General features: G+C 58.2%; 9 protein-coding genes. 7 read left to right on the top strand and 2 right to left on the bottom strand.

Features of this window, described 5'->3' with window-relative positions:
* Positions 1 to 618 precede the first annotated feature (618 nt).
* Positions 619 to 1,887, top strand: coding sequence for a group II intron reverse transcriptase/maturase (ltrA, locus tag GF1_RS10915; protein WP_267926583.1), 1,269 nt, complete (start codon positions 619 to 621; stop codon positions 1,885 to 1,887).
* A gap of 253 nt (positions 1,888 to 2,140) precedes the next feature.
* On the opposite strand, the gene queA is transcribed toward ltrA, so the two are convergent.
* A complete protein-coding gene (gene queA, locus GF1_RS10910) occupies positions 2,141 to 3,250 on the bottom strand; it encodes a tRNA preQ1(34) S-adenosylmethionine ribosyltransferase-isomerase QueA (protein ID WP_267926582.1) in 1,110 nt (369 codons plus the stop codon).
* Positions 3,251 to 3,380: 130 nt separating this feature from the next.
* Here queA and mqnB point away from each other — a divergent pair, with 130 nt between their 5' ends.
* The 3 genes from mqnB (at position 3,381) to mobB (ending at position 6,115) form a co-directional block, all read left to right on the top strand.
* Positions 3,381 to 4,079: a futalosine hydrolase gene (gene mqnB / locus GF1_RS10905; protein ID WP_267926581.1), complete on the top strand. Its 699-nt coding sequence runs from the start codon at positions 3,381 to 3,383 to the stop codon at positions 4,077 to 4,079.
* A gap of 114 nt (positions 4,080 to 4,193) precedes the next feature.
* On the top strand, positions 4,194 to 5,039 hold the full coding sequence (locus GF1_RS10900; RefSeq protein WP_267926580.1) for a 1,4-dihydroxy-6-naphtoate synthase: 846 nt from the start codon (positions 4,194 to 4,196) through the stop codon (positions 5,037 to 5,039).
* Positions 5,036 to 6,115 (top strand): molybdopterin-guanine dinucleotide biosynthesis protein B, encoded by a 1,080-nt coding sequence (mobB, locus tag GF1_RS10895; RefSeq protein WP_267926579.1) that lies wholly within the window; start codon positions 5,036 to 5,038, stop codon positions 6,113 to 6,115. Before GF1_RS10900 ends, mobB begins: the two co-directional genes overlap by 4 nt.
* 73 nt (positions 6,116 to 6,188) lie before the next feature.
* Here the strand turns inward: mobB and extKL are convergent, their stop codons facing one another.
* Positions 6,189 to 7,409 (bottom strand): multiheme c-type cytochrome (seleno)protein ExtKL, encoded by a 1,221-nt coding sequence (gene extKL, locus GF1_RS10890; protein ID WP_267926578.1) that lies wholly within the window; start codon positions 7,407 to 7,409, stop codon positions 6,189 to 6,191.
* 713 nt (positions 7,410 to 8,122) lie between these two features.
* Between extKL and GF1_RS10885 the strand changes: the two genes are divergently transcribed.
* From GF1_RS10885 to GF1_RS10875, 3 genes are all read left to right on the top strand, one after another.
* A complete protein-coding gene (locus GF1_RS10885; protein WP_267926577.1) occupies positions 8,123 to 11,122 on the top strand; it encodes a PEP/pyruvate-binding domain-containing protein in 3,000 nt (999 codons plus the stop codon).
* A complete protein-coding gene (gene gdhA, locus GF1_RS10880) occupies positions 11,115 to 12,464 on the top strand; it encodes an NADP-specific glutamate dehydrogenase (protein WP_267926576.1) in 1,350 nt (449 codons plus the stop codon). The genes GF1_RS10885 and gdhA overlap by 8 nt, the downstream gene beginning before the upstream one ends.
* A gap of 117 nt (positions 12,465 to 12,581) precedes the next feature.
* The gene (locus GF1_RS10875) at positions 12,582 to 13,328 is read left to right on the top strand and encodes an arginyltransferase (RefSeq protein ID WP_267926575.1); all 747 of its coding nucleotides are present in this window, start codon (positions 12,582 to 12,584) and stop codon (positions 13,326 to 13,328) included.
* The last annotated feature ends 26 nt before the right edge of the window (positions 13,329 to 13,354 follow it).

Here is a 13,354-nt window from a genome sequence, read left to right as displayed (position 1 = left end):
GGAAGCGATAGGAAGTGAGCGGTACATAGCGTAAGTGAACCTGATTCGGCGTCATAGGTGGGTAAGCGTGCACAATAGCGTGAAGCCCGATACCTGGTCAGACCTTTGGCGTGATTGAGGATGGGATTGCTCACCGGGAGTTCGCCTTAACCGGGGAAGCCTCCTAGCGTACTTGCAGTACGAGAGTTAAGGAAGGTTCAAGGAGAGATCCAAGGCCTACCGAAGCGGTGGGAGGTGGCAGATGATTCCGTAGTAGTGATGAAATCCCGGCCGGAGAAGCCTGGTAACAGCGTGGAGGATAAAACCGGGATGACCTGTCAGCGTTGTTTGACAGGGGCTGGTATTTGCCAAAAGCGGTATCAGTTGCGAAGGGATGAAGTTTATTTGAAGGTTCCCTGAAGATCATGGAGGTCTGGAGTCAGAACACAAGCTGCCCGACGGGGCGGGGCACATTTTCGGCGGTATGCTGTGAGAGGCCGTCTGCTGATTTTGGCCGTTCATCGGAGTAACCTGAACAGTTGAGCGTACATTGCCCATTGGGATAGAAGGCGCTCTCATTTGGGTGAAGACCCGGGGATTCCAGGCAGAAGTGGAGGGATGGGGACGCAGGACAGGAGCATGGTTGACGTTTGGTACAGTCTGTATGACCGGATGCTGAGCAGGGACGCTCTGCACAAGGCGTTTGGGAAGGTGAGGTCTGCGAAGGGAGCTGCCGGAATAGACGGCCAGTCCATCAAGGACTTTGCCGCATCAGCCGAAGCCAACATCGACTGTCTCCTGAAGGAACTGTGGGAAAAGAGTTACCAGCCACTGGCCGTGCGCCGGGTAGAGATACCCAAGCCAACCGGAGGAGTTCGGTTGCTCGGTATTCCAGCAGTCCGTGACCGTGTAGTGCAGCAGGCACTGCTCGACATTCTCCAGCCGATATTCGATCGGGATTTCCACCCGTCGAGCTATGGCTATCGCCCAGGCCGCAGTTGTCATCAGGCGATATCCAAGGCGACGATGTTTATCCGTGACTACGATCGAAAGTGGGTAGTTGATATGGATCTGTCCAAATGCTTTGACACCTTGGACCATGATCTCATCCTCAGCGCCTTTCGTCGCCGGATCAGGGACGGGAGTATCCTCGGTCTCCTGGAGAAGTTTCTGAAGAGCGGTGTAATGACGGATTCGGGATTTACGGCTAGCGAGATCGGCAGTCCACAGGGCGGCGTGATCAGCCCTCTGATAGCCAATGTGTATCTCGATTCTTTTGATCAATTCATGAAGAATCGTGGCCACCGAATAGTCCGCTATGCGGACGATATCCTGATTCTGTGCCAATCAAAGAAAGCGGCCGAGAATGCTCTTGAGCAGGCACGGCACTATCTTGAAGGAGAATTGCTGCTGACTGTCAACCGTGAAAAGACCCATATCTGCCACAGCAGTCGGGGCGTAAACTTTCTGGGAGTATCCGTATGCTCTCAGTATACGCAAATCCAGCGAGGCAAGATTAAGTCTTTCAAGGCAAAGGTCAAGGCAATGACCCGGCGTAATTCCCCGGTGAATCTTGAGAAAGTGATTGCAGATCTCAATCCGCTCTTGAGGGGATTTGCCAACTACTTCCGGATAGCGAACTGCACAGGAGAATTTTCAAGGCTGATGAGATGGATTCGGAGAAGACTGCGAGCCATCCAGCTGAAATTGTGGAAGAAGCCCAATCGGCTTCACCGCAGGCTGAGGCAGCTTGGATACAGGGGGAAGTTTGATGCGATCAAAATGAACTCCTGGGCCAATGCGGCAAGTCCTTTGAGCCATTATGCCCTGCCCAACGGATATTTACACCGGGGCTTGGGTCTCTTTGATCTTGGTGCTGTATCTACTGGAATCTCTGTTTCAATATGAAGGAAAATAAACAGGAGCCGTATACGAGACCCGTACGTACGGTTCTGTGAGAGGGATGAGGCAAGCGTAATTAACTTGCCTCACCCTACTCGATTTCTTTATATGAAAGAGTCTCCGGCAGAGTTCGAATCCACCCATGCCCGGTAAGCGAGCCATGCGGGACTCCGAGTGACCAACTTTCATGCTTCGTTGTGGGTGGCAGGTTTTGTCCAGCTATGCTGGTTTGTTTTCGTCAGAAATTCCGGTGGGATCCTCAGGGCAAAGCTCTGGTTATGATGGCCATGGCATCGCCGTAGCTGAAAAAGCGATACTCCTTTTCCACCGCTTCGTTGTAGGCCTCAAGTATCTGTTCCCGTCCGGCCAGGGCAGCCACCAGGAAAAGGAGCGACGAGCGGGGCAGGTGAAAATTGGTGACCAGGTTGTCCACCACCTGGAATCGGAAGCCGGGATAGATATATAGCTGGCACAACCCCTGGATGGGCTCGACCCGGCCGCTGGCTGCGGCGGCAAATTCCAGGGTCCGCACACTGGTCGTTCCCACGGCCCATATCCTTCCGCCCTCATCCCTGGTCCGGTTCACCGCCGCCGCGGTGTCAGCGGAGACCTCCACGTATTCGGCATGGATCTGGTGTTCACGGATGTCCTCACTTCGTACTGGCGCAAAGGTGCCGTATCCCACATGGAGAGTGACCGTGGCCATGGAGACCCCTGCCGCCAGGAGCTCCTTTAAAAGCCTGTCGCTGAAGTGCAGCCCGGCCGTGGGCGCGGCCACCGAGCCGGTGCGTTCGGCATACCTGGTCTGGTAGCGGTGGGTGTCTTCAGGGGTGGTGCCTTTTGGACGGTGGATATAGGGTGGCAGCGGTATCTGACCGCAGGAGGCCAGCACCTCCTCCGGATCCTGCCCTGCCTCAAGGTGAAGGCGGAGGCTGACCTTGACCTTGCCGTTGTCGTGCAGGGAGAGAACCCTGGCCTGGAGCTGGTCGCCAAAGATAAGAAGAGTGTCCGGCCGGGGACGCCGCGAGCTCTTGACCAGAGCCATGGCCTCGGCTTCGATGGTGATCGACTGCGCTGACGTATCGCAATCCGGAAAGCGCGGATAATGGAGCAGGAGCATTTCCACCTTGCCGCCGGTTTCCTTGTGTCCCAGGAGTCGGGCAGGGAAGACTTTTGTATTGTTGACCACCAGCAGGTCGCCCGGCCGCAGGTAGCTGCCGATGGCTTCAAACCGGGTGTGTTCTGTCCTGCCGTCCGGGCAGTGCAGGACAAGGAGCCGGGACTGATCCCGCCGGGCGGCCGGATGCTGGGCTATACGCTCGGGCGGCAGGTCGTAATCATAGGAACTGAGACGAAACTGGGGTTGCATGGTTTCTCTGGCTTTCGTGAACGGGCTGAATTTCTTGCAAAGGCGTGTAAGCTACTTTACACTGGCCGAAATTGCATGGAGAAAATAGCTTTCCCGTCAACTTGTTCCGGGCTGAAAAACACTTTAATCAATGTATCTGGTCTGTGCCGCAACCTCTTTTGAGATGGACGCTTTTGCTGCCGCCTGGCAGGCAGATGCGCCGGTGGCCCGCCTGGTCAGCGGCATCGGGGTGGTGGAGACCGCTCTTAAGCTCACCTCTTTCCTCCACCACCAGGACGATGTCCAGGGGGTGATCAATTTCGGGGTGGCCGGGGCCTATATGGGGCGGCCGTACCTGGCACAGCCCGGGCTCCTTGACCTCTGCCTGGCCCGGAGCGAGGTCCTCGGTGATCTTGGAATCTGCCTGGAGGACCGGGTCGAACGGTTCGGGGCGGCCGGACTGGTGGTGGCCGATAGCTTCCGGCTCGATCCGGCCCTGCTCGCGAAGGCCGAGAAAATATTGGAGCATGGTGGCCAGTCGTGGTATACGGGAACCTTTGTCACGGTCTCCTGTGCCAGTGGCACCGCCGCCCGCGGCGCTCTCCTGGCTCGGCAGTATGACGGTCTGTGCGAAAACATGGAAGGGGCGGCCGTGGCCCGGGTCTGTGAGGAGTTCGGCCTGCCCTGTCTGGAAATCCGCTGCATCAGCAACATGGTGGAAGACCGGAATCGTGATAACTGGAAGCTGGCCGAGGCCTGTGAACGGGCCGGGCGGGCGGCAGCGGATATCGCATCCGCCCTGGGCACCGCCTCCGGCATCCAGTGCGCTCCACCGCCTGAAGGCAAGTGAAGTGACGGTCGCTTGCAGCCCGCACAGGTCTGGCAGGTAATGCAGGCGATATAACGTATACACTGTTTCCTCAACTGGCAACACCAGCTGGGGACAACCCGGCGAACCGCATCCGTGAGTTCTCATACCCTGTCCATTGGTTATTCTCCCTGTCCCAACGACACCTTTATATTTTATGGTCTGGTCCATGGTCTCATTCCGCTTGGCGGCTGCCGGTTTTCAGAACCCCGGCTGGAGGATGTGGAAACCCTGAACCGCTGGGCCATGGCGGCGAAACTGGATGTGACCAAGCTCTCATTCCATGCCCTGGGCCATGTGCTCGGTGACTATGTCATGCTCGATTCCGGGGCCGCCCTGGGCCGTGGCTGCGGCCCGCTGCTGGTGACCTCCTCGCCCGGGCCCGGCCGGCCCGGGAAAGAGTGGCGTATCGGTATTCCCGGCGAGTACACCACCGCGGCTCTGCTCCTGCGCCTCTTTGCTCCGGAATGCCACCGGCTTGAGGTCCTGCGATTTGACCGGATCATGGAGCAGGTCAGCCAAGGTCGGCTGGACGCCGGGGTGATTATCCATGAAAGCCGGTTCACCTATGTTGAGCACGGTCTCTACTGTGTCCAGGATCTCGGGGCCTGGTGGGAAGAGGAAACCGGGCTGCCGGTACCCCTTGGCTGTATCGCTGCCCGCAGGAGCCTGCCCGAAGAGGTGCTTGCCGCGGTGGAGGACGGGATCCGGCAAAGTGTCCTCTGGGCCCGGACCCATGGGGACCGGTGCCGCGATTATATAAAGGAACATGCCCGGGAACTCGATGACCAGGTGATCAGGAGCCATATCGGGCTCTATGTCAATGATTTTTCGGTGGAGATGGGAGAAGAGGGCAGGGAGGCGGTCGAGGAGCTGCTCCGGCGGGGCCGAAGGATCGGCCTGTTTCCGGACACACCGGTTCCGCCCTGGAGAAGCCGATGAGTGTGTTGCAGACAGACGACAGGCGCAGGCAGAACAACGTCGGGATGTCCCTGGACCAGTTGCCGGTGTTGGGGATATGCGGCAGTTCCGGCTCGGGTAAGACCACCCTGATCGAGGCGCTGATCCCGTCGCTGCTGGCCCGGGGACTACAGCTGGTTGTGCTCAAGCACGATGCCATCAAGGTTCAGGTGGACAGGCCTGGTAAGGACAGTGACCGGTTTTTCCAGGCCGGGGCCGATGTCTGGGTCCTGGGAGACCTCAGTTTCTGCCGGATCCACTCGGCCGGCGATCTCCACGGGCTGCTCCGGCGGCTCTGCCTGCGTTATGATCTTGTCCTGGTGGAGGGGCACGGGACCACCGAGGTTCCGAAACTGTGGCTCTCCGGAGAGACCGGAGCTCCACCGGCCAGGAACAGAGGGCGTATCCTGGAAACCCTTGACCGGGAGCAGGCCACCCCGGAGCGGGTGCTGAAGTGGATCGACGGCTGGCTGGCAAGCCAGTGGCGACGGCCGCCGGTCTGGGGCTGCGTTCTGATCGGAGGTCGCAGCAGTCGCATGGGACAGCCCAAGCATCTTATAAAAAAGGATGGCGCGACCTGGGTGGAGAGGACAGTCTGGCTGCTGGAAAAGTGTGTTGACCAGGTGGTCATCTCGGGCCGCGGCGACCTGCCGCAGTCCCTTGCTCATCTTCCCAGGATCCCGGACGCTCCGGGACTGGCAGGGCCGTTAGCCGGGGTGCTGTCGGTGCTGCGCTGGCAGCCGGCGGTCTCCTGGCTCATCACGGCCTGCGATCAACCCGCTATCCGGCCCGAGGCCCTGCAGTGGCTGCTTGATCAGCGGTGCCCGGGTACCCGGGCCATCCTGCCGGATCTCGAACAGGACGGCCGGGTGGAGCCGCTGTTGGCCCTCTATGATTTCCGCTGCCGGCCGCTCCTTGAGGAACTCGCCCTGGGCGGCTCGCTGCGGATCAGCATGCTCGCCGGAGTGCCCGGGATTGTCACCCCCTCGCCGCCGCCAGCCCTGCATTCCTGCTGGCGCAACGTCAATACCCCGGACGAACTCAAGGGTCTCTCGTAGCGGTATCCGGGCCGGCAAAAGAAAAGCGGGCCCGCAGGCCCGCTCCGGTCGTAGGCGTGTCTTTTTTTAAAAATCAGTCAAAAACCAGTTTCCTGGTCTGAGAATAGATCACGTCGCCCTTGCCGCCACTGATATAGTACCAGAGTCGGGCTTCCAGGAGCACTTCCTCGGTATCGGTGTCAAAGTGGATGAGGTACCGTTCCTTCTGGGTTTCCATGGGTGGCAGGGTCAGGTCGATTATCTCCTTGATCTGCCATGCCCCGTAACGCATGTCGCGATCCAGGTCCACGCCGATTTCAAACCACGTCTTGTCAGCCTTGAACAGTTCCTTGCCCTCTGCATCCTTTGCGATCACTTCCAGGACCACTTTGCCGGACCAGAGTCAGCCGTCGGGGACGCGATGACCGGTATTGTTGGTTATTTTCGCGGTTACCACCACGCTGGGTACCCAGGCCTTATTGTCCTTGACGCCCTTGATCTTGCCGGGCAGGTGCTGGTAGGGGGTGACCTCCACGTCAAAGGAGAGCCCCTCCTTGACGGTGTCGAGGTCATGGCCGCCCGGGAAGGTATGACCATTTTTCATGTGGCAGTCCTGACAGCTGCGGCTGCCACCCTGGCTGATGTAGGTGTTCTGGTAACTGCCGGAAAGGGTGTTGCACTGGATGGTCTCGCCGTCCGGCGCCTTGTACCGGCCATGACACTGCATGCAGAAGGCCGATCGGCTCATGTCCACTGTCTCGATGGAGTCATGTCCGTCGTCGTCCTCGGCCAAAACACCTTCGGGCCCGTAGATGGCACCCTTGATCGGCGGTCCGTGCAGGCCACGGGTCACGGCAGTGGCTTTTATGTTGTGGCAGGAAAGGCAGCCGACCTTGAGTTTGGCCAGCTGGGTCCGGGCCTTTTTGCCGGCCGGGCTGTCCTTTTTCTCAAAGGCGGTCACGATGAGCTGGCTGATCTCCACAGCCAGTTTTTCCGAGGCATAGTTCACTGCCGGAGCATGGCAGTCAAGACATTTGAGAAGCTGGGCCTTGCTGGGTTTGGTTTTCCATTCTTTGGCCAGGCCGATGGCGATGAAGTTGCGCATGCCCTTGAGTGATGAAACCACGGCCTGCGCATGCCAGGACGACTGCCACTGGGCATAGATCTCTTCGTGGCACTGAGCGCATTTTGAATCATCGAACATGGCGACCAGTTCGTCAATGGTCTGTGCTTCTTTTGCCGGTGCATTTTGGGCCCAGATCACCACACAGGCACAAAGAAGCAGCAGCAGGGTCCGTTGCAATGCATTTCGCATATCTCTCCTCCTGAATTTTCCATATTTGTCTTCTGTTCAGGCTCCCGCGATATTACTGTTTCTCACCTCCTTTCGGTTGTTCGGGATGTTTTATAGGACATGCTGATAATGCAAAATATGTCAACGGACAGGATCCGTGGTGATTCAAAACAGGATATAATAATCATTCTCTATTTCGCTTCCCGGATCAAGGAAAAAATCTCATTTTCATTTTTGATGACCACTGGAACTCAGCCTGAAGAAGGAATATCGCCGCTCTGCCCTGGAAAGAGTTACTTGTAAGAGCGTATCTCTGAGCAATCAATTTTTTCTACAGGTAGAGAGAAGAAGCGATGTTACTCCTCAGCTGGGTGACAGCTGAGCTCAGGTGATAATCACATTTTTATTTCTGATTACCACTGAAATTCAGCCTTCGATGGATGAAGGTGTCGGCCTCGCTTGTTGCACGGGTGTCTGTGGCCTGGATGGCCACAGTCAAGCCCCCAGGGACGGGTTTATGGCGTCCCGTGAAACAAGAGAGACCGACACCGGTTTCAATGCTGAAGATTGATGGTAATCACATTTTCATTTGTAACGGCTGTTGCGGAAAGAGAAAAATATGGATCCGGTTGAAAAACGTTCGACAGATGCAAATGGGCTGTAGTAAGAGAATGTCAGGAGCCCGTCGGGGGTCGGGGACAGGTTGATTTTTTACTCCCCGGGGTAAGGATATAATGGTGTCAGGTGGTCAGTATATCAGCGGATTTGATCCGCATTTCAAGATCTACCATGAACTGATGGCGTTTAAGGTGCGGGAGATCCTGCTGGTCTCCAGCCCCTATGATGCCTACATCATGGAAGAGGACGGCAGCCTGGCCTCGCGGATCATCAACGAATACCACGGGCTCAACCTGAGCGAGCCGCCCCGCATCACCCGGGTCCCCACCGGTGAACAGGCCCTGAAACTGCTGGAGTCCGACCGTTTCGACCTGGTGGTGACCATGCCCCATCTCGGCGGCATGGATGGCTACAGTTTCGGTGACCAGGTCAAGAAACACCATCCCGAGTTGCCGGTTATCCTCCTGGCCCATTCGGTACGCGATACCCTGCCCGGCGGCATGAACGGTAATGACTCAGCCATCGATAACACCTATGTCTGGTGCTGTGATTCCGACCTGCTGCTGGCCATCATCAAGAATACCGAGGACCGGGTGAACGTGGATTATGACACCAGGAGAGCCATGGTCCGTATCATCCTCCTGGTCGAAGATTCCCCGCTGCACCGTTCCACCATCCTGCCCATTCTCTATAACGAGGTGGTCCTTCAGACCCAGTCGGTCCTGGCCGAAGGTCTCAACGAACAGCATCGGCTCCTGAAGATGCGGGCCCGGCCCAAGATCCTGTGCGCCTCCTCGTTCGAAGAGGCCATGGAGCTCTTTGTCCGCTACCGACCCTACATCTTTGCCGTTATCTCCGATGTCCGTTTCCCCATGGGCGGGAAGCTGACCGACGGAGCCGGGTTCGAGCTGGTTCGTATCCTGCGCCGGGAGATGAAGGACCTGGCTCTTCTCATGCTCAGTACCGAAGAGAAAAACAATGCCCTGGCCCGCATGATCCCGGCCGGGTTTATCAGTAAGAGTTCCAGCAATCTGCGTGAGGAAATTCATAATTTTTTCCTCACCTATCTGGGGTTTGGCGACTTTGTCTTCCGCATGCCCGACGGAACGGTACTGGGCCGGGCCTCGTCCCTGCGCCAGTTTGAAAACATGCTCCGCACGGTGCCCGAAGCTTCGCTGCGCTACCATGCGGCCCATAACCATTTTTCCAACTGGGTCATGGCCCGGGCCGAGATCGCCCTGGCATCCAGGCTGCATAAACACCATTTTTCCGGGATCGAGAACGGGGAAGATCTGCGCGAGGACCTGGTCTCCAAGGTCCATGCCCTGCGTAAACTGCGCCAGAAAGGGGTGGTAGCCCAGTTTTCCCGCAACGGTTTTGACCCGGATATCACCGATTTCGTCCGCATAGGTCACGGTTCCATGGGCGGCAAGGCCCGGGGGATCGCCTTTGTCGCCTCGGAACTCCAGCAGGCTATTCACCAGAAATCGGCCCTGGCCGCCATGCCGGTGACCATTCCCCAGACCTGCGTCATAACCAACGACGGTTTTGACGATTTCGTCCGGATCAATCGCCTCTCACCGCCCGACGAACCCGATGACTCGCTGGTGGCAGAGCAGTTCCTCCAGGCCAGGTTGCCCGACTGGCTTGAGGAAGATCTGCGGGCCTGGCTTGCCCGGATCCATTATCCCCTGTCGGTCCGTTCGTCGAGCATGCTTGAGGATGCGCAGTTCCGTCCCTATGCCGGGCTCTACAATACCTTCATGCTGATCAACGACAGTGAGGATTTCGAAGAGCGGCTGCGTCAGCTGGTGCGGGCGGTCAAGCTGGTCTACGCCTCCACCTGGTTCGAGGGACCGCGGGCCTTTTCCCGCTCCATCGGCCAGACCCGCAAGGATTCCATGGCGGTCATTATCCAGCAGGTAGCCGGCCGCCGCTATGGTGATTACTACTATCCCGCCATCTCCGGCGTGGCCCAGTCCTTCAACTACTATCCGATAGCGCCCATGCGCCCCGAGGACGGTATCGTCCACGTGGCGCTCGGGTTCGGCAAGACCGTTGTCGAGGGCGAACGGTGTCTGCGCTTTTCCCCGGCCTGGCCTGAACACCTGCCCCAGTTTTCCACCGTGGACGACATGCTGCAGAACGGCCAGACCTGGTTCTACAGCCTGGACTGTTCCCGTAATGCCCTGTTCTCCCTGCGCAGGAATAATCTGGTTCGCCGCAGTATCGATGAGGCTGCCGATGAATTTCCGGTCCGCATCCTCTCGTCCACCTATTTCCCGGACGAACACCGTATCCGGGACGCCGATCTCCCCGGTCCCAAGGTCCTGACCTTTGCCTCCATTCTCAAGTACGGTCATTATCCGCTGCCGAAAATTCTCAGGGAACTGCTCGCCTTTGGCCGTGAGGGCATGGGCTGCGAGGTGGAAATAGAATTTGCCGTGGACCTGGACGAAGACCCGGCCAGAAGCGTGTTCTATTTTCTCCAGATCCGTCCCATTGTCACCACCGGCGAGAGCCGTCGAGTGCAGATATCCGACCGGGAATGGAAGGAGGCAATACTCCGCTCGTCCCAGGCCCTGGGGCATGGTCTCTACACCGGCATTGCAGATATCGTCTACGTGATCCCTGAGAAGTTCGATGCCGCCGCCACCAGGGAGATCGCCGCAGAAGTTGGCCGTATCAACCGGGAGCTGCACCGGGAGCAGCGTCCCTACCTGCTGATCGGGCCGGGACGCTGGGGGACCGCCGATCCCTGGCTGGGTATTCCGGTCCTCTGGGGGGACATCTCCGGGGTCGGGATCATTGTCGAACTCCAGGGCTGCGGCCTTCAGGCCGAACCGTCCCAGGGGTCCCATTTTTTTCAGAACATCACGTCCCTTGGTATTCCCTATCTGATGGTGGAGAACAGTGACTGCGCCGGTGGGAAGGCGGGAGAACAGGGGGGTGTCGACTGGACCTGGATCCACGGGCTCGAGACTGTACGGGAAACCGGCTATGTACGTCACGTTCGCGCCGCTGCGCCTTTTGAGTTGAAAGTGGACGGGCGTAGCGCCAGGGCGGTGGTACTTGCTGCAGGTGATAATATGACACAAGGAGAAAACAATGGATGAGGTAAAACCACGGGTCTACCAGTGCGATGTCCATGAGCTTGAATTCCATCAGGCTGTACAGGAGGTGCTGGAAAGTGTTCGTCCCGTACTGGAACGAAACCCGGAATATCGAAAACAGGCGGTGGTCGACCGGATCACCGAGCCGGAACGGGTTATCATGTTTCGGGTCCCCTGGATGGATGATCAGGGACAGGTCCATGTCAACCGGGGGTTCCGGGTGGAGATGAACAGCGCTATCGGTCCCTACAAGGGTGGGCTCCGCTTTCATCCCTCCGTGACCCTGTCCATCATCAAGTTCCTTGCCTTTGAGCAGGTCTTCAAAAACTCGCTGACCACCCTCAACATGGGGGGCGGCAAGGGGGGCTCGGATTTCAACCCCAAGGGTCGCTCGGACGGCGAGGTCATGCGTTTCTGCCAGGCCTTCATGGCCGAGTTGTTCCGCCATATCGGCCCCAACACCGATATTCCGGCCGGTGATATCGGGGTCGGGGCCCGGGAGATTGGCTACCTGTTCGGAATGTATAAAAAACTTTCCAACGAGTTTACCGGGGTTTTGACCGGCAAGAGCCTGGCTTGGGGTGGCAGCCTGATCCGGCCCGAGGCCACTGGCTACGGGGTGGTCTATTTTGCTTCGGAAATGCTCCAGGAGCGGGGCCAGACCCTGGAGGGCAGGACCTGTCTGGTTTCAGGATCAGGCAATGTGGCCCAGTACACCACGGAAAAGATCCTGGAGATGGGGGGCAGGGTGGTGACCATGTCCGATTCTTCGGGGTATATCTATGATGAAGAAGGGATCGATGCGGACAAGCTGGCCTTTGTCAAGCAGCTGAAAAACATCCGCCGGGGCCGGATTCGTGAATACGTGGAGAAATATCCCCAGGCTGTGTATACTGAACATGATCCCTCCCTTGACCATAATCCGCTCTGGAGTCACAAGGCTGACTGCGCCATGCCCTGTGCGACAGAAAATGAACTGTGCGAGCGTGATGCCCAGAACCTGGTCAACAACGGGGTGACCCTGGTCAGCGAGGGGGCCAACATGCCGTCCACTCCCGGGGCCATCGATGTCTTTCTCGACAACAACGTGATGTACGGTCCGGGCAAGGCGGCCAATGCCGGCGGCGTCGCGGTGTCCGGGCTGGAGATGGCCCAGAACTCCATGCGGCTGGGCTGGCCCAGGGAAGAGGTGGATAGCCGGCTGCGGCAGATCATGCACTCCATTCACCGGACCTGTCTCCACGCGTCCGAGGAGTACGGCATGAAGGAAAACTACCTGGCCGGAGCCAATATCGCCGGCTTCACCAAGGTGGTCAATGCCATGCTGGACCAGGGGCTGGTTTAGACGGGCGCAGGCGATGGTATCCCCTTAAGCGATACCATCGCCTGAAATCTTTTGATCGTGAATCATATTTTCGTCCCAGGCTGTGCGTTGCCCTCCCGGGGCGATGGGAAAAGAGGCATGACGGTTCGGGAAAATACAGGCAGCCGCAACACGGGAATCGGTGCGGAACTGGAGAGGTATTTCGTCGATATCTCCACACGCTGCCCGTACGGACTCGAGCATCAGGCGGTATACCATCAGGCCCTGTTCGGTCCCCTTGACGATGCAACCATGGGCCGTTTCCTGGAAAACGGTTTCCGCCGCAACGGTAACTGCATGTACTGCATGCGCTGTCCAGGTTGCAGCAGCTGCGTGCCCATCCGTCTGGACCCGCTCCTGTTTCGGCCCAACCGGAACCAGAAACGGGTGTGGAAAAAGAACCAGGATGTGGCCGCCGGGGTGGCACCGCTGACCATGAGCGCGGAGAACCTGGCCCTGCTGGACCGTTTCCTCCAGGTCCGTTTTCCCGACGGCAGGAGTGACGGGCAGAGCTACTACTCCGGATTTTTTCTCACTTCGCTGACCCGTTGTTTCGAGATCCGCTACCGGATCGGTGACCGCCTTCTCGGCGTGGCCGTTGTCGATGCCTCGGATCAGTGGCTTAACGCAGTCTATTTCTACTTTGATCCCGAGGAAAGCCGGCGCAGTCCAGGCACCTTCAATATCCTCTACCTGATCGATTTCTGTCGCAGTCACCGCATCACCACCCTCTATCTCGGCTATTGGATAGAACAGGTCCAGGCCATGCGCTACAAGGCCTCCTTCAAACCGCACCAGATTTTAAGGGACGGCTGCTGGCAGGAAAACGATCCCGGCAAGACCTGATGGAGGGGCAGGACCTCTTTTCCCTG

The sequence above is a fragment of the Desulfolithobacter dissulfuricans genome (genome assembly GCF_025998535.1).
GTDB lineage: Bacteria > Desulfobacterota > Desulfobulbia > Desulfobulbales > Desulfobulbaceae > Desulfolithobacter > Desulfolithobacter dissulfuricans.
This window is presented reverse-complemented; position numbering and strand designations above follow the sequence as displayed.

Excerpts from the sequence above, each read along its gene's own strand:
- ltrA (WP_267926583.1), top strand. The coding sequence starts at position 619 with ATGGTTGACGTTTGGTACAGTCTGTATGACCGGATGCTGAGCAGGGAC.
- queA (WP_267926582.1), bottom strand. The coding sequence starts at position 3,250 with ATGCAACCCCAGTTTCGTCTCAGTTCCTATGATTACGACCTGCCGCCC.
- mqnB (WP_267926581.1), top strand. The coding sequence starts at position 3,381 with ATGTATCTGGTCTGTGCCGCAACCTCTTTTGAGATGGACGCTTTTGCT.
- mobB (WP_267926579.1), top strand. The coding sequence starts at position 5,036 with ATGAGTGTGTTGCAGACAGACGACAGGCGCAGGCAGAACAACGTCGGG.
- GF1_RS10885 (WP_267926577.1), top strand. The coding sequence starts at position 8,123 with ATGGTGTCAGGTGGTCAGTATATCAGCGGATTTGATCCGCATTTCAAG.
- gdhA (WP_267926576.1), top strand. The coding sequence starts at position 11,115 with ATGGATGAGGTAAAACCACGGGTCTACCAGTGCGATGTCCATGAGCTT.
- GF1_RS10875 (WP_267926575.1), top strand. The coding sequence starts at position 12,582 with ATGACGGTTCGGGAAAATACAGGCAGCCGCAACACGGGAATCGGTGCG.